This is a genomic window from Algoriphagus sp., assembly GCF_024642405.1.
Lineage (GTDB): Bacteria > Bacteroidota > Bacteroidia > Cytophagales > Cyclobacteriaceae > Algoriphagus.
Window position 1 is genome coordinate 1 of the sequence record NZ_JAHEBC010000044.1, and the last position, 20,175, is coordinate 20,175.

Below are 20,175 nucleotides of genomic sequence, written 5' to 3' on the forward strand. Positions count from 1 at the left end.
GTTTGGTATGAACTTACAAAGTAAAGTTTTAACCTACGCAATTACTCATATCCAAACCGTTAGCAGAAAGCTGAAAATCGAACTTCATGTATTGAGACAGCCACTTAAACAAATTTTGTTTCACTATAAATAGATACGATTTAGTAATTATAGAGAACAAACAGATATGTTAGAAAACCAAAAAGTAAACATCAAGATCAAACTTGCCTCATTGTGGGCTTCCGTAACTTTCTGCTATTTATACGGCGACTATTTTGAACTTTACACACCAGATAAAGTAAACAGCTTAATTTCGGGCGATAACATTTTGGACAGTCCCACCACCTTGTTAATAGCATCTATAATTTTGGCGATTCCTTCTGTAATGGTTGCCGCTTCAATTTTCCTTAAACCAAAAATTAACCGACTTCTCAATATTTTATTTGGAGCATTATTTACGATAATGATGATATTTATAGGAATAGCTTCAACTAACGAGTGGTACTTATTTTACGTGGTTTTAGCATTTTTAGAAAGTAGTATTACTGCTCTAATTGTTTGGAATGCTTGGAAATGGCCCAAAGAAAAAACTATCTTTTAATAGAAATAGTCTCACAAAATTAAAGATTAAGAATAGCTGGAATACTTTATCGTAGAAAACAGTCAATTTCAAGAATTAAACCAAGATAAGCCACTTGCCAATCGAGTTGGCGCATAAGTATAGACCACTATATACCGATTCTCGAGAATGGGGATATCCCGCGGTCCATAAAGCATAAGGCAATATTGGGACGCACAACTACTCATTGCCAAGACCCAAACCAAAAAATAAAAGTGACTCCTCAGTTCTTAGCTTTGATAAAAACATTGAGTCGGTGAAAGCAGTACTTTGCAAACATATACCCAATTCGAAACGCCTATTTTTCCAATCAAAATTCCGTAACCCATTCAATTTCGTTTTTCATTTAGTTCCTAGAAGACTCATTAATCATTCCCAACAAAATTGGCCCTTCCAAAAAATCTTCGATTAACGAAGTTATTGAGATTAGAACCAAACCGATAATTAAATCCAAATCTGGAATCGACGGTATATGCTGAAGGTAAGGTTACCCTCCCGCTCAAAATATCCTGTTCGGTAAAATCTCCAGATGCCAGGTAAATCTGATCCTTTACGTAGTTACCTTCCGCCCTCACAAAGAAAGAAAAATTCCCGGTGACACGTACTTCTGCACTAATATTCAAACCTGTAGACCAAGAGCTAAAATCATCTAGATAATTTCTCACACGGTATCCCAATTCCAGGTTACCCCAACGTTGATTTAGTCCCAGGCTGATTCTCAAACTATGGAGGACTCTTGTTTCTTCAGTAACACCGGAAATCGTTTCTTCAACATATCTATTATTCCTGACTTCAATCCCATAGTTCACTCTTAGAAATCTGGAATTCTGCACTGATTCTGGAAAAAAATTGTACTCCACAGCTGGTCTGAAACTGGTCTGAAACTGATAATTAAAGCGGGTGTTCTGACGACCTGCAAGATCATATCCATAAGACCATTGGGGTGAAATAGACTTCACAAGCTGGTGACTAAATCCAAATTCTGACACATCAAATTTATTCTCAACTTCATCGATGATCTGGTTACCGCCATCATCAAGAACCGGATTGCCATTGTCATCAACTCTTGGTACTTTTTGAATCGTTCTTCTCAGCCTTTCATCTATTCTCCCTGTTAGGGATATTTTCCATTCATCCGTGATACGGTTAATATTGATCTCCCCACCAAAATTGATTTCTTTGCTCAATTCCTCTACTTCAATGTTTGCATCACTACCCAAATTAAAAACCCAATAATTCCAAGGATCAACGCTTTCTTCCACTGTATCTTCCGAAATGCCAGAGCCAGTCTTCATGTTGATTTCGATCCCCTCTCCAGCTTTGGTTTTTGCAACAAACGGAGCTAAACCTAATTTGATATACCGAGTAAGTTTTTCCCGAACTTCAAAGTCAGTATCTGTCTGATTGTTATTTACATAGAGGGTATCGGTTCTTCCTGCATGGATGTTTTGTTGACCTATGAATAAAAGTTGATATTGTCTTCCACCCCCACCAGATCTATTATCGTTTATTAGCACAAAAACATCAGCCGATTGATTGTCCAGGTAGAAGTCAACCGCTGTAATTTCCGTTCTTATAAAATCCATATCACAGCCTCCATCTCTTCGATCACACCCATCGATAAACACTCTGAGTTTATTGGGAAGATTGTTGTTACCAACTAGTGTTTGACTAATTGAAGGAGTAGTCAAGGAAAAGAAGGTCAGAATCAATAAAAGTGGTAATTTGTTCATTTTATTAGGTTTACTTCATGCTGATCGTTTCATTTCGATCGAAATAGAATTCCAGTTATTAACCTTGTCAACATATTTTCCACATTCATGTTTGAAAATGAGTATTCATTTTAAACTAAAGAATTGAGGAAAAGCAAATGATATCCCTTGCTTCTCATTTTCTTGAATCGGGTATTTAGCCTTCCCCTTTATAAAACTGAAATAATAAAAGGAATTGTAGCAAGCGCAGAGTTTGGGTGCAAGAATATGCCAGGAATTAATGCAATATATAGACGAGCTCTGTGTACATACAATGAAAACAATCATTAACGGTTCTTTAGATATTCGAGCGGTAATGTTACTAATCCACCCAAAATTTGCCTTTTGGACTATTTGGATTAGGTGCCTCTTTTATTACTTTGTAGCTCTATCACCGTGTTTGGTGTCCTCACTAAACACTTAAGAAAATCCTTAAGATTTAATTTAATAAACGGTTTTTGGGAGAGATCAGAAAGCTGTACTTTAGACTAATCTGGGATAGGAAAAGATTCAGTGAATTTCAAATATTTTTAGATACTCCAGAAATAAATCAAGTACCGTAAGCTGACTATATTGGAGGACTATCGTGCACAAAAGCGAAATTATTAAGAAAAATGGTTCACCGTAATGCAAGTTAAACCAAGTTGTGCATCCTTATCAAAAACCGCTAACCAATGATAAAATTCTTTAGAAAAATTAGACAAAAACTACTTTCTGAAAACAGATTCAGTAAGTACGTACTTTATGCGATTGGCGAAATTGCTTTGGTAATGATTGGTATTCTACTAGCGTTACAAGTAAACAATGCCAATGAGCTTTCAAAACAGAAAAGCTTGGTTGCTACCTATAAAAATAATCTGATAATAGAACTTAAAGCAGATTTAAATGGGATACATAAAAAAGATAGTATGATAACTAATGACTTCAAAACCAGGACTAATTACATCCTTTATTATAAAAAAACAACCATTGATATTGATACGCTTATTCAAAAAATGGATAGTGTAAAAAGGTTTGGATTATCTGAATTTCAAAGCAGTACCTATACGCTAGATGATATTATAAGCACAGGCAAACTTTCACTATTTAGCCAAAAAGAAATAGAAGCAATTTTGAAATTAAAAGCCACTCAAGACTTTTTTGCCAAAGAACAAATAGCGGATGGAGAATACTTTAAGTCAACTAATCTTGAGTTTGAACGGACTATAGATTTAGCTTCGCTTTTAGGTCCTCAATATATGGGGCAAAGTATTGAAGACCAAAAACTAGAAGATTGGAGGTACAACGTAAAGTCTGAACAGTATAGATTGTTTAGTAATAGAACGCTTGCTATAATTAGGAATTATAATTTTCAACGTGTTTTTAATTATGGGTTGAGAAAAGAAATAGAAAATCTTATAACAATTCTAGAGAAAGAACAAGAATAATTATAAAGGCACAACAATGCTCAAATTCTTTAGAAAAATCCGCCAAAACCTGCTAATGGGAAATAAAACTGGAAAGGCTGCCTGGCCGGTAGGCAAGTATCTAAAATATGCAATCGGAGAGATTGTTCTCGTTGTTATAGGAATTTTGATTGCTCTGGGTGTAAATAATTGGAATGAAGAACGAATCGGTAGAAATCAGGAGAAAAAAATTCTCAAGGATTTGTATCAGGAGTTTGACGCAGCTGCCATTGAATTACAAGCAGACTTGACTGCAAGAGAGAGATATCTTCGTGCTGCCAAAGCACTTCAGCATCATCATCTTACAAACGAACCCTTAAATCTTCCTGGAGATTCTATTAAATCTTTTATGAGGGATCTTTTGTCAACGCGCTTTTATTCAACTGCCCATCCAATTCTCGATGACTTATCTGCCTCGGGAGGGTTGGAACTTATACAATCTGACTCGATACGCCTAGTTTTGGGAATCTACCTTGAGGAGCGAAATAGATATACATCTGTTGAAGAGCGAGAAGGTAGTTTTACATACGAACAAATAGTTCCTTTTTTTTCAAAGGCTTTCAATCTAAGTTATATTGAGAATGATTTAATGGGTAGTCAGGAGTTTGAACAAAAACTAATGGATATGAGAGCAAATAATCAATTTGGTAGCCTCATCCAATTTAGAATAAATAGAGTAACAATAGCTCGTAATTATGGTGATCGGGTCATGACAGTCATACAAAGTGTTCTCAGTCACCTGGAAAAGGAATTAAATATCAGGTAATGATTTCATTTTTTAGAAAAATCAGAAAAAAATGCTGGCTGAAAATAAATTCAGCAAACCTGCCTCGCCGACAGGCATGTATCTAAATTATGCTGTTGGAGAAATTATTCTTGTCGTTATTGGGATTTTGATTGCAGTACAAATCAATAACTGGAATGAGGATCAAAAAGCGACAAATAGGGAAAAAATAATCCTCAAAAAATTCAGAACTTCAATAGATCAAGACATTCTTAACTAGGATGAAAATTATAGCGGGTGTCTTGAAAGAAAAAACGGACTAGGCAGTCTTTTATATTTTATAAAAAATGAAAATCATATTCAAGATATTCATTTTAAAATTTTTTACAGTATGATGCGGATGAATATCATTCTAACACATGATTAAGGCCCTTATGAAGCACTAAAATCATCTGGATTTGATATTATAAGAAACGCCTCGTTACGAAGAGCAATTAATAGAACTTATATCAACTTGTTTAGATGGTATTTTTTTTCATACAATCCTGACGCTGAAAATAATCCCAAAATATCTGAACTAAAGAATAAACTCTCAAATATCAAAAAGCTTTAATTTTCAATTAGATCGTATAATCCCTGAATATGAAATCAACTAAATAAATTAATAACAGGTCAAAATTTTCGGAGAATTTATCATTTGGAATGAAGTAAATACAATTCATATATACATCGATTTGAACAAATGAAATCTGCTCTGAATGAATTAAAAGCTCAAATTGAAAAATAGTTGAAAAAATATCAAAAGCAGAACAAGGCTTTCAGTAATTGCTTCTTCTCGCCTACTTTGGGAATTTTTCTAGATATTCTTTGTCTGGTAATCTGAATTGAAAAGTATTAGACCACAGTATTAATTATAACCGAGACCGTTAGAAACGATATGATAAAATTCGGATACTTATTATGACAAAATCAACCTTCCATTCTTTTTACTCAAAAGATAAGTTTCGGGAAAAGAATGGAAGTGCTTTCATCTGGATACGATCAGCAATTCGGTTAATATGATTCCCTTCATAGCTTTCATATGCATGGGGAATATTGTACGCATTTAGCAATTCATGCAGTTTTTTGGTAGAGTTGCTTATTCCGACATCCTGGAGCCCAGCATCCATACCTATCGCTTTTAGCCTCTTTAAATTAGGGATATACTGTTCAATCATATAGAGTGTTCTATTTGCTGTTAATTTAGCTGCGATATCAGGCTTAATTTCACCATTTTCAAATGGCAAATCAAGATAGAATGGTGGCTTCTTCGGGTTTGGAGCCCAGGCAGCCGAAGAAGCCATGGCAGCTATTTCCCCGAATGAAGCATCCTCTAATTGATCCAATGATATAATACTTTCAATTTTCTTCATGGACTCGGGATTGTTGGTAACCATTCCCTCCATACAACAAGCACTCAACATATAAATGGAAGAAAAAACTTCAGGATATTTCATACCCAATCGAATGGTTCCGTATCCACCCATTGAATGGCCAGCCAATCCTCGGCTCTGTACATCAGGAAGGGTTCGATAGTTCGAATCTATATACTCTACCAACTCTTTTACTACAAATGTTTCCCAATCTCCGATAGTGATAGAACTCGAATACATACTGCCCTTAAACCGATTGTAGGCATTTGGCATGACTACGATCATTTCTTTCGTTTGCCCATCCTCCAGTGCCGCATCAATAACTTCGTGTAAGTTGATCCAATGCTCCTCCCAACCAAACCATTGACTATCGTTATCGGTAAATCCGTGCAGCATGTAGAGCACCGGGTATTTACGATTAGGTTCCTCTATGTAAGATGGGGGTAAATAAACCGTCACATCCCTCTCGGCGGGATCGTTGATTAAATTACCTTCGATAGCCTGGCTATAAACTTTTATGCGTTCTTTGGTACTCTTTTGAGCCGAAGCAATGAAACTTATTGTAAACAGAAGTAAAATCGATAGAAATGGAGCTTTTTTCATACCAATGAAGATACTTTATTATTGATAATTCGAGATAGGATTAAGCATAAAAAAGCAAATTGACATTGGCTTCAACCCTAATAAAAGATTGAGTATAGCGCAATTTTTAGTATTATACATATCTAGAAATTAAGGTTTTATCTAATCAGTACAGACAAAAAAGTAATCCAGCATGAAAAATTCCTCCTCATTGATTTATTGTTTAATCTTGGTACTTTTTTTATCCTGTGCAAAAAAAGAAAAAGTAGAATTGTTGGAGCATCCTAATGTGTTGTTTATATCACTGGATGACATGAATGATTGGACCCAAACTATGTTGGGAAATGATCAGGCAATTACTCCCAATCTCTTGAATTTTGGAAAAGAAGCTGTCAATTTCAAGAATAACTATTGTGCAAGTCCTGGTTGTAATCCCTCTCGCTCTGCCACGCTCACTGGGATACATACCTACAATTCAGGTATGTATTCAAATTACCAAGATTGGCGGAATGTACCCATGTTAGCCAACACTACTACTCTCAATCAACTTTTTAAGCAAAACGGCTACTATACAGCGGGAGCAGGAAAAATATACCACTACTTGCAAGTGGATTCATTGGGTTGGGATGATTATTACCCAACAATCAAGAGGCCTATGCCAAAAGATAACATTCCAGAAAATGCCCCGGTAAATATGGAGCCATTCAAATATATGTATGGCGCTTTTGATTGGAGTGGATTACCTATATCCGATGAAGAAACAGGGGATTTTGAATCGGTAAACTTTATCTCTGAACAACTGAAAAAGGATCACGATAAACCATTCTTTCTGGCAGCTGGCATTTATCGACCTCATTTACCCTGGTACGTTCCTCAAAAATATTTTGACATGTTTCCTTTAGAATCCATTGAGCTTCCAAAAACGCTAGAAGGAGACACAACAGATCTGGGAAATGTTGCCAAAGAGCTTATTTCTAGAGGAGGAAATTACCATAAACATGTGGTGGAAGCTGACCAATGGAAAAAAGCAATTCAAGGTTATCTAGCTTCGATTGCTTTTGCAGATGAAATGGTTGGCAGATTATTAACAGCTTTGTCAGAAAGTCCCTATGCTGATAATACTATTGTGGTTATCTGGTCTGACCATGGCTGGCAACTTGGAGAAAAAATGCATTGGCGGAAATTCGCCCTTTGGGAAAATGTGACTAAAACGGTCATGATGATGAAAGTACCAAAAGGAATACAGCAAATGCCAGAGGGTTCTTTTATAGGTGGGGAAAGTACAAACCTTACTTCCTTATTAGATATTTATCCTACCCTAGTTGATCTCTGTGGACTTCCATCAAAAACGAATTTCGATGGAGTGAGTTTAAAATCTATTTTATCAAAACCAGATAAGAAAGTATCAAGGCCAATTATCACAACTTATGACTATGGAAGTTATTCTATCCGTTTTGATAACTGGCATTATATCAAGTACATAGATGATTCCGAAGAGCTTTACAATCTAGAAAACGATCCTGAAGAGTGGCATAATCTTGCGGTACTTGATACTTTGATTGAAATGAAAATAAAAATGGCTTCATTTATTCCAAACAATCCTATTGACCTTCCTGAAACTTCTTTATTAGAATTGGCAGAACATCATATTCCACCTATTCGATCCAGGGAATATTTCTTTAGTGCGGAGCGAAAAGAATGGATGAAACGATTTGAGGAGTAATTTCAAGCTTTGGATTATATTTAAACTCTACAAAAATAAAGAGTTGATTGAGAGTAATCATAAGAAATGAACACTTATGATTATCTTCAAAATATTATAAATATTTATATTTAAATTTTTAGATAATTACGATAAGATCTTTTGGACAAAATAAAACTGGTAATCCATCAGTTAATAAAACATTAAAGCAATAACTACCAACGTTAAGCAACTACTCAAAGTCCAGACTATTGTAACGGTAATAAGACATTTTCTATATAAATTCTTTACTGTATGAAAAAAATAAAATGGGTAAAGCAAATTGATTGAAAATCAAAATTTATTGACCTTCTGATTGTAATAATTGGTATTACAATAGCTTTTCAGCTTAATAACCTTAACGAGTCTAATAAATCAAAAGCACAGGAAAGAAAATATTTGAAAAGTTTCTTTGAAGAAAACAGAGATAACGAATCGAGTCTTTCTTTGGCTTTAGAATTTGCGCTTAAAACTAAAAATGATATTGATTCACTAAAACAAATTCTTCTATCAAAAAAATATGAAGATAATGAGAGAATTAAGAATCTATCAGCAAGTATGATGGCATTGTCCAACTTTCAGCCCTCATTGGTAACAATGGAAAACATTACGGCGTCAGGAGATTTTGAACTAATTAGTGGTTTTGAGTATAGAGAAAAATTAATCGACACCTATAATTCTTATCAAACTACTTCTCAATTTGAAGACATATTGTCTGAATATGTAAATCAATATGTTACCCCATTTTTCTTTGAAAACATAAGATTTAGTGATTTTACATTTCTTCAAAATGATTTTATAAAAAATCCTGAATTTGAAAATATTGTCATTGGATATGACGCTCTATTAGCTCAAAAGCTAAAAGGGTATGAAGTGACCTTAGAAAAACTTAAAAGACTAAATGAATTATTAACTATTGCCAACACTAAATAAAGGAAAACACAGTGGTTATTCGCCTTTGCATTTAAAATTAGATTTTTCTATAACTTGAAAAGTTCGATTTTTGAAAACCACCACTATTCATATTTTTGTCCTTAATAAAAATATGAATTGACCCGGAATTGAGAGGCAAAATTATTGGATTAATTATCTTACATTCTTAGTCTGCACAATGATTCAAAGCACTTCAAATATTGTAAAGAAAGAACATAATGCTCCAGCATTTCATTACATCTTTTTTAATTCAGATACAGTTTTAAAAAATATAAGTCAAGGATACCAGAATGTAGAAAACAAAATAAAGGTGGATGACAAGACATCCTTTCATACCTTTTCTGTAACCAAAACCTTTACTGCAGTCGCTGTAATGCAACTAGTAGTAAAAGGTAAGATTAAGCTTGAGGACCCCATTATTAAGTATCTGCCTGCCTATTCATTCTCGCAACCAGTTTCTATCAGAAATTTACTTTGCCACCAATCAGGAATAGCCAATCCATTACCACTAAAATGGACTCATTCAGCAGATGAGCATCCGAACTTTGATTATAGAAAATTCTCTGATACAATCATCTTTAACCATTTAAAGTTAAAGCGTACTCCAGGCACGAATTACGCTTACTCAAACATAAATTATCTTGTTTTAGGCAGACTAATTGAAAAAATTAGTGGAAAGGAATATCAAGCATACATTACTGAAAACATTTTAAACTTCTTACCGACCAAACAATATATTGGGTTTAACATTCCAGAACTAAATCATGCTACTGGATATCATGCCAATACTTGGTTTCAAAATCTCGTTCTCGGGTTTATCCTGGATAAAAGCAAAATGATGTACCGGGCTGATGAGGATTGGAAGGGTTTTTATCCATTTTACACCAATGGCGCTCCTTATGGCGGAATCATCAGCACTCCAAACGCTCTAAGAGCTTACTGTCAAGAATTGCTGAAAAACAAAGGAACTATTTTACCCAAAACTGCTGTCGATGAAATGCTAACTAGGCAAACAACAAATAAAGGAAGTAACACAGATATGTGTCTTGGATGGTTTAAAGGAAAACTAGCCGGTAAAGACTATTTCTGTCATGCTGGAGGCGGTGGAGGTTATTACTCTGAAATTAGAATATATCCAGCTCTTCATTTGGGAAGTGTCATCATGTTAAACAGTTCCGGGATGAAAGACGATAGAATTCTTGATTATCTGGATATTGAACAATTAAAAAAAACTAATGCCAACAAAACCTCTAAGCACTAGCCCCCTTTGGTATAATACTGCTTATAGTCAAAACTATTTGTTTCTTGTACGGAGTTTAAATAATAAAAATCATGAACACAAAAGCTGATACCTTCAGAATTTTTTTATGGCGGATAACTTCGATCCATGTCGTAACCTATTTTATTTTTGGAATTATAACAATGAACACATTTAACTATGAACACGTTTTTACAACAGGTAATCTTAGTTCATTTATGAAGCCTCTTGATTCGCCATGGGTAGCTTTAGGACCGAGTCTACAAATTCTTCGCGGTTTTATTTTTGCAATTGTACTTTGGCCATTTAGGTCAATTTTTCTTCATGAAAAAAATGGATGGTTTAAACTTTGGCTTCTTTTTATAGGGTTATCTATTCTCGCGACATTTGGTCCTGCAATAGGATCGATAGACGGGATGATTTATACAACAATACCCATAAGCCAACAAATTTTATTCCTTCCAGAATTAATTACACAATCCTTTCTATTATCATTCTTTATTTTCTATTGGTATTTAAAACCAAAAAAAGTATACAAAATTATTTCAATTACTTTGGTTTCATTAATCATCCTAATGAGCATTGCAGGATATATATCCTTAAATAATTAATTTAAATTAAAGAGCACGAATGTAAACAATGGATTCCATGAATTATCAAATGTTCGTTTTCTAGGAATTTTTATTTGTTTAGCTAAACCTGCCTACTTTTTAGACTGAATAATGGAAGTCAAGATTTGACTAATGAACTACTGATTATTTCCTTTTGTGTAACACGCTTAATGGAGTAACGTCCCTTGATCAATTTTTCGACTATTCGAAGCCGATATTCGAAATTGGTTGTTCTGTTTTTCAGTATAAAAATGCCCCCAATAAGTGTCTAACTTTTGGGGGCACACCAAAGGCATTTATTAAAGTTTTGAAAGTTCTTTAAATGCAGCTCAAGGACTATTTATTTATTGCATCAAGAATTTCTTTGCGTTTTGCGAGAGCCTCTTTCATTCGTTCTCCAATAGACACTCCGTCTACTTTAGTCATTCCAGTGGTGATATTGTCTATTCCTAAATCAAGCACGGAGCTATTACCGTTTCCGATTATTGTATTACTATTTCCGAAAAATCCATAATCAGTGATTAAAGGACTGAATCCCTGAAGGTTGTTTCCTGAAAACGTTCCACTATTACTTTCCTGAATAATTCCAAATTCAGCTCCACCACGAAGTATATTATTTCGTACTATGGCATCATTATTCCCATTAAAAATTGCGATCCCTGAGAAATTGGAATAGATATTAAAAGGATCAGATCCTTCGTTCGTCAATTTATTTTTTTCGATTAAGAGACTGAAATTAGCGCTTCCTTCAGGAACCCAGCCAATTTCAATTGGCATGAACCCTGAAGTTCTAACGGTATTTCCTCGGATCACCACATTATTTGGCTCCCCTGCAATGAAATTTCCTTCCTGGGTAATAACAATCCCTCCAAATGAATTAGTCTGTAATGTGTTATCGGTAATGGATACTGTGCTTCCACTCATGAAACGATAAATAGTTTGCTTTATTTCCGTAAACGAATTATTGTAGATTTCTATATTGGCATCTTTAAAGCCTTCAAATATTGTGGCCTGAAATGCTACTTCGGAAAATTCTGAGTTGGATACAGTATGATTCCCACCACTGGTAAATAATGGAAAAGAATTAAAATTTCCTCTTACAATAATTGAATTATTAGGTTGACTACCAAAAATCGGATCAAGGTTAGGTGCAGCATCTGTACCTTTTAAGATCAATTCATCAAAATGTGTATCTGATCCTTCCTCATTTAGAACAGTAATAATAAAACCAAATAAGTTATCATTAAATGTAACAAATCCTTCAGGTAAGGATAAAGATAAATTCGAGATAGTCAGGGGACCTGAGGGATTAATAAAAGCGAAGAAAAAATTACCAATGAATGGGGTTCCCTCATTTCCAACCCCAATGATTTCTGTTTCACTTTTTCCCCTTCCTATCAATGTCCCACTATTACCTGGAACGAAGATTTCACGACTAAGATAGAATTTCCCAGATTCTAACAAAATTGTCCCACCAGCGGGAATAGAATTGAGCGCTGTTTCGATGGCATCGGCATCTGATGAACCGGTTTGATCCCCACTTGGGTTAATGGTAATATCAGCGTCGATGAACTTCTTTCTAGCTCTGGAATTATCCAGATCAGAATAATTTTCATTAGTCTTGGCTACCTCTAATTCTTCAGAAGATGTCAAGAGATCCTCATTGCAAGAAAACAAGATTAGCAATGAGAAAACAAAAGCAAGTTTTCTTTTCATAGTATAGGTATTTTAGTCTTGGGATTATTAGTTAATTTCTTGTTATAATATAAACAATAATGTGCTTTTTATATAATTGTTTTTGTTCTTTATTTAATAAAATTTCATTGTGAAATAACTCTATCCCACTCTAAACATCAATCAATCTCGAACTAAGGAAATCGTATTTAATAAATAGTTATTCAACTACTAAGGTTAAAGAATATGAAAACAAATAATGAATGGGAAAACAAAAATCAAGGGTCTTGGCAATAAAGATTTAGCCCTAGTATTTACAGGCCTTACATAATATATTATTCGCTCTTTGAAAATTCTTTTTAAGAATAGAATATTCAAGTTTATTTATGGTACTATGATAAAGCAAGTACCTGACATAAACCATCTAAAAAAATATTTTTTAATAAAAAACAACCTAAAGGACTATAAACTATTACAAGGGGAATAAAAGTTGAATTACATACTAGTTTTTTTAAGCTATTAGTCTATAATTTTAGTCTTAAATACTGAAAAATCAATATGATAAGACATGGTGGAAGTTTTGGTAAATACTAATTTGGATGAATAGGATTTTTATAGAAAAATATGAATGCTTTTGATTAATTTGATGGGAAATCAGGAATCAATCCAAACAATTCTCTAAAAAAGCAGCAAATTATCACTCACCTAAAAATGAAGTAATTGAAAGAAATTCTTAACGTTAATTCAAAAGGTTCAAATGGTCGCCAAATTTTAGCGGACCTCTACGAATTAAGATTAGATCAAAGTCCGGCTACTCTTCGTCAAATTTTGCAGTTTGTTCCGTTTTTAGATGGACTTTCTTCAGAACGCCTCGATGAACTATCCGTTTCTTGCAAATGGATCGAGTTCAATCCTGGAGAGGAAGTTGTGAGAGAAGGTGATGAGGGGGATTGTTTGTACATAGTGATCAAGGGTAGATTAAGTGTGTACAAAATTATTAACGATGAAAATAAGTTACTCGGTGAATTAAGGCGAAATCAACTTTTTGGTGAATCTGCCTTAATCGATAAAAAACCGAGAAATGCAACAGTTATTGCAGAGGATCGAACCCTTCTCTTAACCTTATCAAATGAAAGTTTTCATTCATTTTTAATTGCTCATCCAGAATTAAGAAATGATATTTTAGGGATAGATGCAAAAAGAAAAGAGTGGGCAAATCGTCAGAAATATCGCCCTCCAATGGAGAGTTTGTTAAAGGATTTGGCCAAAATAACAGAAGTTGAAGATTTCGAAGTTTTACGTGAACTCGAAAGTGAGGTGGATTGGGTCACCATTTCAAAAGGTCAAATGCTTATGAAAACTGGAGAAATTGGCGAACATTTATTTTTCGTATTAAATGGCACATTCGATATATACAGGGTTCGGGATGATAATTCCAGTATCCGACTTGGACGGGTTTCTTCTGGCGAGATTTTAGGAGAAATAGCATTAATGACAAATGCCCCAAGAAGTGCCGATGTCATTGCGCTTGAGGATTCAGAACTTCTCAAATTATCAAAATCAGGGTACGAAGTTCTAATTTCCCGATATCCTGAAGCATTAAAAGTATTTTCCCGCATCCTTGCTGATCGCCTAGTTGGTCAGCTTCATGCTAGGTCCAATGCTGCTATGATATCTTCTATGCCAGTACCCACGGATCAAGAATGCAAAGACATTGTCAATAACCCTGACATGATTCTGCGTAATCTGCAGATTACTCAAATGTACCATAGGTTGACTGTTCAGTTGGCTGCAATTTTGGGACAGCATGATGCAAATTGGTGTACTTTCGCTACTCATGCCTCCAAAACAGCTGGTAATTCAATTCGTAGGGAAGAGCTACCGGGTTATTCTTTGCTTTTATGGTTAGAAGATAATATTTCATTCTTGGCAGGCTTATGTAAAACGACCGACAATATCATTAGAACCATGTCGGAAAGGTCCGGTATTGTTGCACGAATGGATAAGGTAATTGATCATGTATCAAGATGTATCGCAGCTGGTAATTTAAAAGTATTCGCTGAGCTTGCGCCTCTTTTTGCAGCCTTCCTTAGAACCTTTCAAGACGCTCAAAACTCAGACCCAAAGGCGGTGGAAGAATTATGTGCTCATCTTGACCCAGGAACTTCTGCTAATGGCGGACAACAACTAATTAGTGAGGCCTTTAGGCATTATGTCGATGCCATTTTCGAAACAGATCATAAACGAAAATCAGAATTACTTCTTTGCGGAAACATAAAAATTGGATTACATGAGCAGACCCGATTACAACCCTATATCGTTGAAGCGCTAAACACTCCTATGGCTGATATTCTTGATCCTAAGCGAAAATATTTCGGAAACAGATTAGTAGAATCAGATCCCGGAGAGGATTCAGGAATTCGATTGAGAATAATGAGTTGGATTATAAGAAAATGGAGACGAGTACTTACCCGATATATGATGCGACTTAGATTACCCTATGGGGACTTAAGTCTTGGCAGGGATCTTCCAAGATTGCATAACCGCCGTTCTTATCCTGATGTTCTCCACAATATCGAGTCCGAAGAATTGAAGAATTTATTATCAAAGTTTGATAGATGTAATCCGAAGACATTGAGAAATAGTCGTTCTAGAGATTGGGGAAATCTTGAAGACCGAATGAATTTTATTGCAAATTTATTCCGCTCCAGACATAAAAGCCTCGAACTTTTCGATCAACCCTTTTTTTATGAACAGCGTCAAGCAATGCAGGAAAGTATTGTTCCAAAAGGAAGACTTTGAAAGTCTTTTACTTTAGGTGAAACCAACATTACTAGTGAACTATATTCACTGAGTTCCTTCCATTTGGAAACCTACCATCAACATCTTGTCAAGTTCTAAGGTTTTAAATAGTGGATTTCTAATTTTAGATTTAAACTTCTCTTAAAATTGAAAAAGTGAGGATATTTATTTTATTGATTGTACCTTAATTTTATGGTTTATTATCTCTTTACCCCTTCGACTTAGTTTTTATTATTCACTAGCGTTAATTGGGTTTCTTAAAATTTTTCCTTTAAAACAATGAAGAACTCCAAAGGAATACCAACGGTTTCTCCAATTCGTTTTTATTCTAACGCAAAGAGAATTCTGAAAAACCCTCTGCCCTTCCATCATGAAAATTTTGAGAAACTAGGCGATACATTTCAACTTAACCTTGGATTTGGTAATAGGCTGATTTTATCAAGAGATTCTGCCCTTGCCGAATATGTACTTCAAAAGAACCAAAAGAATTATAGGAAATCTGACATCCAAACCCATGAGGTTGCTAAATATATTGGTCATGGTTTATTAACCTCTGAAGGTGAAGTATGGAAAAAACAAAGGAAACTTATTCAACCTTCTTTTCATAAAAAACAGCTAGTAGGTCTTCTCGATAAAATAAAGTCTGCTATTCTGGAAGAACTGAATACAATAAGCACAGATAAGGCGTTGGACATGATGCCAATTTTTAACGATTTAGCATTTCAAACCGTGGTAAAATCACTTTTTAGCAGTGCTATTGGCCAAAAAGAGATTAACCGATTGCAGTTTATCACAGATTCTGCCCAGAAAATGCTAGTGAAGGAATTACGTCAACCTTATTTAAACTGGTATTTTAAATGGAGTGGGAAAATAAAAGACCACTTGGCGATGACGGAAGAAGGTCGACAAATACTAAAGGAAGTAATCCGGCAAAGAAAAAAGAGTTCCAGCACACAGAATGATTTACTGGACATGTTGATAGAATCTCAGTATGAAGACGGTACATCCATGAATGAAGAACAGTTGATTGATGAGATTCTCGTATTATTTACTGCGGGATATGAAACTTCTTCCAATGCCTTGACTTTTGCCTGTCAATTGTTAGCAAATCACCCCCAAATTCAGGAAAAGATCTCCTCAGAAATTGATGCTGCTAAGAAGCTTTATGGGGAGGATTATATGCAGTTTTTAATTAATTGCCCGTATACTCAACAAGTTATTAAAGAAACCCTTAGGCTTTATCCCCCCGCCTACTTTTTGGATAGAGTAAATATAGAAGAAGATGAGTTTCAAGGAAAAACATTTCCTGCAGGCACCAATTTCCTTTTTTCAATCTATGAGATACATAGACATCCAAACTATTGGGGAAATCCAGAAAAATTTAACCCAGATCGATTTTCTGAGAGCAATACGGCAAATTATTACCCTTTTGGTGCAGGTCCTAGAAAATGTATTGGTAACAATTTTGCTATGTATGAGATGCAAATTGCTATCATTGAACTTGTCTCTAAATACAAAATATACAGTGAAACTGAAGAGATCCAGATACAACCTTTGATTACCCTAAAGCCTAAGAATGCGAATCTGAAGTTTGAATTCCGAGATCTCCAAAAAACAAAAGGATAAAGAAAACAAGTGGAATAAAACCAAAATCCTATCAGAAAATCGGATCGATAAATCCTTTCAGCCTTATTTTAACAACATTGATATAAAAATCCCCAGAGAAAATTCAGCGAAAGTGGGTTCTGAATATTCTTGGTGGACCAAAAAAGTATTACCAGGAAAAAATAAACAGGGAATATATTGGGCAAATGGATGGGACGGACGAAAAATTATCGTTGTCCCCAATAAAAACGTTGTTGTTGTTTTTATTGGGGGTCGTTACAATTCTTAAACAAACCAGTTTAGGCTTTTTGAAGATTATATTTTGTCAGCTATTAAATGAAACGCAGCATTTTTCCAAGGTTGGTATCCTGATCATATCCGTGTTTGCATTCTCGCCAAATCCTTATCTCAAACAAACCTCACCATGTTTAGTATCCCCGCAAAAACACTAGACCCTTTTTCCTCCATGTGAGTGAGTGAACACACTTCAGAGGAAATTTTATAGTCAAGAATTGTGAAAACAACTCATTAATTTTCAATAAACTAGTTAATCATTTTTTGTTCCGATGGTTTCACTTTTTTTGAAGCGATGAAATGATTATTAATGCCTTTACTATTGCGACAAGTTTCAAAATTCTTAAAACGTTTGGGAATAATACTATCCGCTTGGTGACTAAAGTCATTTTAAACAGCGCCAACTCTAAATATTTTTAAGGAGTTCTTTAATAATTAAAATTAATCCTCCTATAAAATTTATTAGTAATGAAACCTTTCTTATTCTTCTTTTTGGTAGCATTTATTGCACAATCAAGTTCCTGTAATACTACAGATGATGATGAAAATGTTTTAAGCAAAGACGGACCCTTCAAGATCAGCGAACTCGCCGGAAATTGGGAGGCAACTAAAGCCCAATTCAGTGTAAACACTACTTCAATAGACGTAGTAGAGAGGGGAGGAACTGCTCAAATGGCTGTTCAAGCCAATGGGAGATTTACCATATCCCTAAATCCGGTAGATCGTGATGCATATTCAGTCAGTGGAGAAATGTTTTGGGAGGAGTGGAAGCAAACATCCCATTTCACCATTATTTGGGATGACAGTCCTGGTGAAAGAGATACTTACAGTCACACATATGATGGCACTACTCTTTCTTTTAATGGAGGTACCGGAACAGGGGAATATGACTTTAACAATGACGGAACCATGGAAGCATGTTCTGTCCATTACATTTTCATCAGACCCTAAAAAATTAGCAAAAAAACACAGCCATAAAGCAATAATCAAAACCAAAATACTTTGGAGTACAAAACCTCAATTTGTTAGTTTCATGCAAACCAACAAGATGAGTTGAATTACATATCTCATCAAATTTTTGTAAGTTCATAGGAACCTATTTCAAACAATAGCATAGAATAAAAGAAAATAGTTTTATCTCAACACACCCAACAGGAAAAGTGAATTTTTGATTATGAAAAGAAAGTATACGAGTACACTGTTTAGTATTTTATTTGGAGTCATCTTTTTAGGCTGTGATTCTAAAGATAAGCCTCACTATCTTATTGATGGTTTGCATGAACCTGTTGAAATAATTAGAGATGAATGGGGAATCAATCATATCTACGCTAAAAATCAACATGATTTATTTTTCGCTCAAGGGTATGCAGCAGCTAAAGACCGGCTTTTTCAATTCGAAATCTGGAGACGTCAATCCACTGGGACAGTTGCGGAAATATTAGGTGAGAGGGAATTGAAACGGGATATAGGCACCAGACTTTTTAAATACCGAGGGAATTTAACTGAGGAAATGAATCATTATCATTCGGAAGGTGAAGAAATAATTAATGCCTATACCCAAGGAGTGAATGCTTACATAGGAGAAATACTTTCAACTCCCGATCAGCTTCCTATAGAATTTAAAATCCTCAATATTGTTCCTGAAAAGTGGACTTCGGACGTAGTCATTTCAAGGCATCAAGGATTATTGGGCAACATAGAAGATGAGCTAGAAATAGCACAAGCTGTGGCAAAATTAGGAGTTGAGAAAGTTAAAGACCTAAATTGGTTTCATCCAAAAGATCCAGATCTCAGTATGGATCCAAAGATCGATCAAGACTTACTTTTCGATGATATCTTGGAATTATATAAGGCCTATCGAAAAGCAGTACGATTTAATAAAAGTGATATTCTGCCGGAGTATAGAAATTCAATTAATGAAAATTCAATTGCATCAGTGGTTGATGATAAAGACGCTGTATTTTCCATAGGTAGTAACAACTGGGTAGTAAGTGGCGAACTTACAGAAAACGGCAATACCTATATGGCAAATGATCCCCACAGAACCATTGCCATTCCTTCTCTGAGATATATGGTTCATTTAGTGGCTCCGGGATGGAATGTCATAGGTGGAGGGGAGCCGGAAATCCCTGGAATATCTATTGGACACAATGAATATGGTGCTTGGGGACTTACCGTATTCGAAACAGATGGCGAAGACCTGTATGTATATGAACTAAATCCTGAAAACAATCATCAGTATTTGTACAATGGAGAATGGGAAGACATGGAGATCATTACTGAGACATTCAAGGTAAAAGATAAAGAAGATGTGACTGTAGACTTGTTTTATACTCGACATGGCCCAGTCACCCTAGTTGATTCTATTAACAATAAGGCCTATGCGGTTCGGTGTGCATGGCTAGAGCCTGGTGGGTCACCATATTTAGCCTCTTTAAGAATGGATCAGGCAAAAACTTGGGAAGAATTTCGTGAAGCCTGTAACTACAGTCATATCCCTGGAGAGAATATGATTTGGGCCGATAAAAATGGGAATATTGGCTGGCAGTCGGTTGGTATCGCACCTATCCGAAAAAATTTTAGCGGGATGGTACCTGTGCCCGGAGATGGAAGGTATGAATGGGATGGCTATTTACCCATTATTCAAAAACCAAATACTGTTAACCCAAAAGAAGGTTTCTTCGCTTCAGCCAATCAGAATATTGTTCCTGAAGATTATGAGCATTGGGATGCTATAGGTTTTAC

Annotated in this window: 16 protein-coding genes; 13 read left to right on the top strand and 3 right to left on the bottom strand. The window is 35.1% G+C overall.

Annotated elements, in window-relative coordinates; all coding sequences use genetic code 11:
• The first annotated feature begins 166 nt into the window (after nucleotides 1–166).
• Nucleotides 167–580 (top strand): DUF6326 family protein, encoded by a 414-nt coding sequence (locus Q0L68_RS05600; protein WP_296700573.1) that lies wholly within the window; start codon nucleotides 167–169, stop codon nucleotides 578–580.
• 383 nt (nucleotides 581–963) lie between these two features.
• On the opposite strand, the gene Q0L68_RS05605 is transcribed toward Q0L68_RS05600, so the two are convergent.
• Nucleotides 964–2,331, bottom strand: coding sequence for a hypothetical protein (locus Q0L68_RS05605; RefSeq protein WP_296700576.1), 1,368 nt, complete (start codon nucleotides 2,329–2,331; stop codon nucleotides 964–966).
• Nucleotides 2,332–3,023: 692 nt separating this feature from the next.
• On the opposite strand from Q0L68_RS05605, the gene Q0L68_RS05610 reads away from it, so the two are divergent.
• The 3 genes from Q0L68_RS05610 to Q0L68_RS05620 are packed head-to-tail and all read left to right on the top strand — an operon-like array spanning nucleotide 3,024 to nucleotide 4,798.
• On the top strand, nucleotides 3,024–3,776 hold the full coding sequence (locus Q0L68_RS05610) for a hypothetical protein (RefSeq protein ID WP_296700580.1): 753 nt from the start codon (nucleotides 3,024–3,026) through the stop codon (nucleotides 3,774–3,776).
• 55 nt (nucleotides 3,777–3,831) lie between these two features.
• Complete coding sequence (locus tag Q0L68_RS05615; protein ID WP_296700582.1) at nucleotides 3,832–4,560, top strand: DUF6090 family protein; 729 nt, start codon at nucleotides 3,832–3,834, stop codon at nucleotides 4,558–4,560.
• Between the two features lie 31 nt (nucleotides 4,561–4,591).
• Nucleotides 4,592–4,798, top strand: a complete 207-nt coding sequence (locus Q0L68_RS05620; RefSeq protein ID WP_296700584.1) for a DUF6090 family protein — start codon at nucleotides 4,592–4,594, stop codon at nucleotides 4,796–4,798.
• 706 nt (nucleotides 4,799–5,504) lie between these two features.
• Here Q0L68_RS05620 and Q0L68_RS05625 read toward each other — a convergent pair.
• Nucleotides 5,505–6,533, bottom strand: a complete 1,029-nt coding sequence (locus Q0L68_RS05625; RefSeq protein ID WP_296700586.1) for an alpha/beta hydrolase-fold protein — start codon at nucleotides 6,531–6,533, stop codon at nucleotides 5,505–5,507.
• 172 nt (nucleotides 6,534–6,705) lie between these two features.
• Here Q0L68_RS05625 and Q0L68_RS05630 point away from each other — a divergent pair, with 172 nt between their 5' ends.
• The 4 genes from Q0L68_RS05630 (at nucleotide 6,706) to Q0L68_RS05645 (ending at nucleotide 11,055) form a co-directional block, all read left to right on the top strand.
• Nucleotides 6,706–8,235: a sulfatase gene (locus Q0L68_RS05630; RefSeq protein ID WP_296700589.1), complete on the top strand. Its 1,530-nt coding sequence runs from the start codon at nucleotides 6,706–6,708 to the stop codon at nucleotides 8,233–8,235.
• A gap of 465 nt (nucleotides 8,236–8,700) precedes the next feature.
• Complete coding sequence (locus Q0L68_RS05635; RefSeq protein ID WP_296700591.1) at nucleotides 8,701–9,186, top strand: hypothetical protein; 486 nt, start codon at nucleotides 8,701–8,703, stop codon at nucleotides 9,184–9,186.
• Nucleotides 9,187–9,364: 178 nt separating this feature from the next.
• Nucleotides 9,365–10,447 carry a serine hydrolase gene (locus tag Q0L68_RS05640; protein ID WP_296700595.1) on the top strand — a complete coding sequence of 361 codons (1,083 nt, stop codon included), beginning with the start codon at nucleotides 9,365–9,367 and terminating at the stop codon, nucleotides 10,445–10,447.
• Nucleotides 10,448–10,608: 161 nt separating this feature from the next.
• Complete coding sequence (locus Q0L68_RS05645) at nucleotides 10,609–11,055, top strand: hypothetical protein (RefSeq protein WP_296700598.1); 447 nt, start codon at nucleotides 10,609–10,611, stop codon at nucleotides 11,053–11,055.
• Nucleotides 11,056–11,391: 336 nt separating this feature from the next.
• Here the strand turns inward: Q0L68_RS05645 and Q0L68_RS05650 are convergent, their stop codons facing one another.
• A complete protein-coding gene (locus tag Q0L68_RS05650) occupies nucleotides 11,392–12,771 on the bottom strand; it encodes a right-handed parallel beta-helix repeat-containing protein (protein ID WP_296700601.1) in 1,380 nt (459 codons plus the stop codon).
• A gap of 678 nt (nucleotides 12,772–13,449) precedes the next feature.
• On the opposite strand from Q0L68_RS05650, the gene Q0L68_RS05655 reads away from it, so the two are divergent.
• The 5 genes from Q0L68_RS05655 to Q0L68_RS05675 form a co-directional block, all read left to right on the top strand.
• Nucleotides 13,450–15,531 carry a cyclic nucleotide-binding domain-containing protein gene (locus tag Q0L68_RS05655; RefSeq protein ID WP_296700605.1) on the top strand — a complete coding sequence of 694 codons (2,082 nt, stop codon included), beginning with the start codon at nucleotides 13,450–13,452 and terminating at the stop codon, nucleotides 15,529–15,531.
• A gap of 279 nt (nucleotides 15,532–15,810) precedes the next feature.
• Nucleotides 15,811–17,157: a cytochrome P450 gene (locus Q0L68_RS05660; RefSeq protein ID WP_296700608.1), complete on the top strand. Its 1,347-nt coding sequence runs from the start codon at nucleotides 15,811–15,813 to the stop codon at nucleotides 17,155–17,157.
• Nucleotides 17,123–17,425, top strand: a complete 303-nt coding sequence (locus tag Q0L68_RS05665; RefSeq protein WP_296700611.1) for a hypothetical protein — start codon at nucleotides 17,123–17,125, stop codon at nucleotides 17,423–17,425. Before Q0L68_RS05660 ends, Q0L68_RS05665 begins: the two co-directional genes overlap by 35 nt.
• 473 nt (nucleotides 17,426–17,898) lie before the next feature.
• Nucleotides 17,899–18,381 (top strand): hypothetical protein, encoded by a 483-nt coding sequence (locus Q0L68_RS05670; RefSeq protein WP_296700614.1) that lies wholly within the window; start codon nucleotides 17,899–17,901, stop codon nucleotides 18,379–18,381.
• Between the two features lie 223 nt (nucleotides 18,382–18,604).
• Nucleotides 18,605–20,175 (top strand): penicillin acylase family protein (locus Q0L68_RS05675; RefSeq protein WP_296700617.1); only part of this gene is annotated, 1,571 nt, incomplete at its 3' end.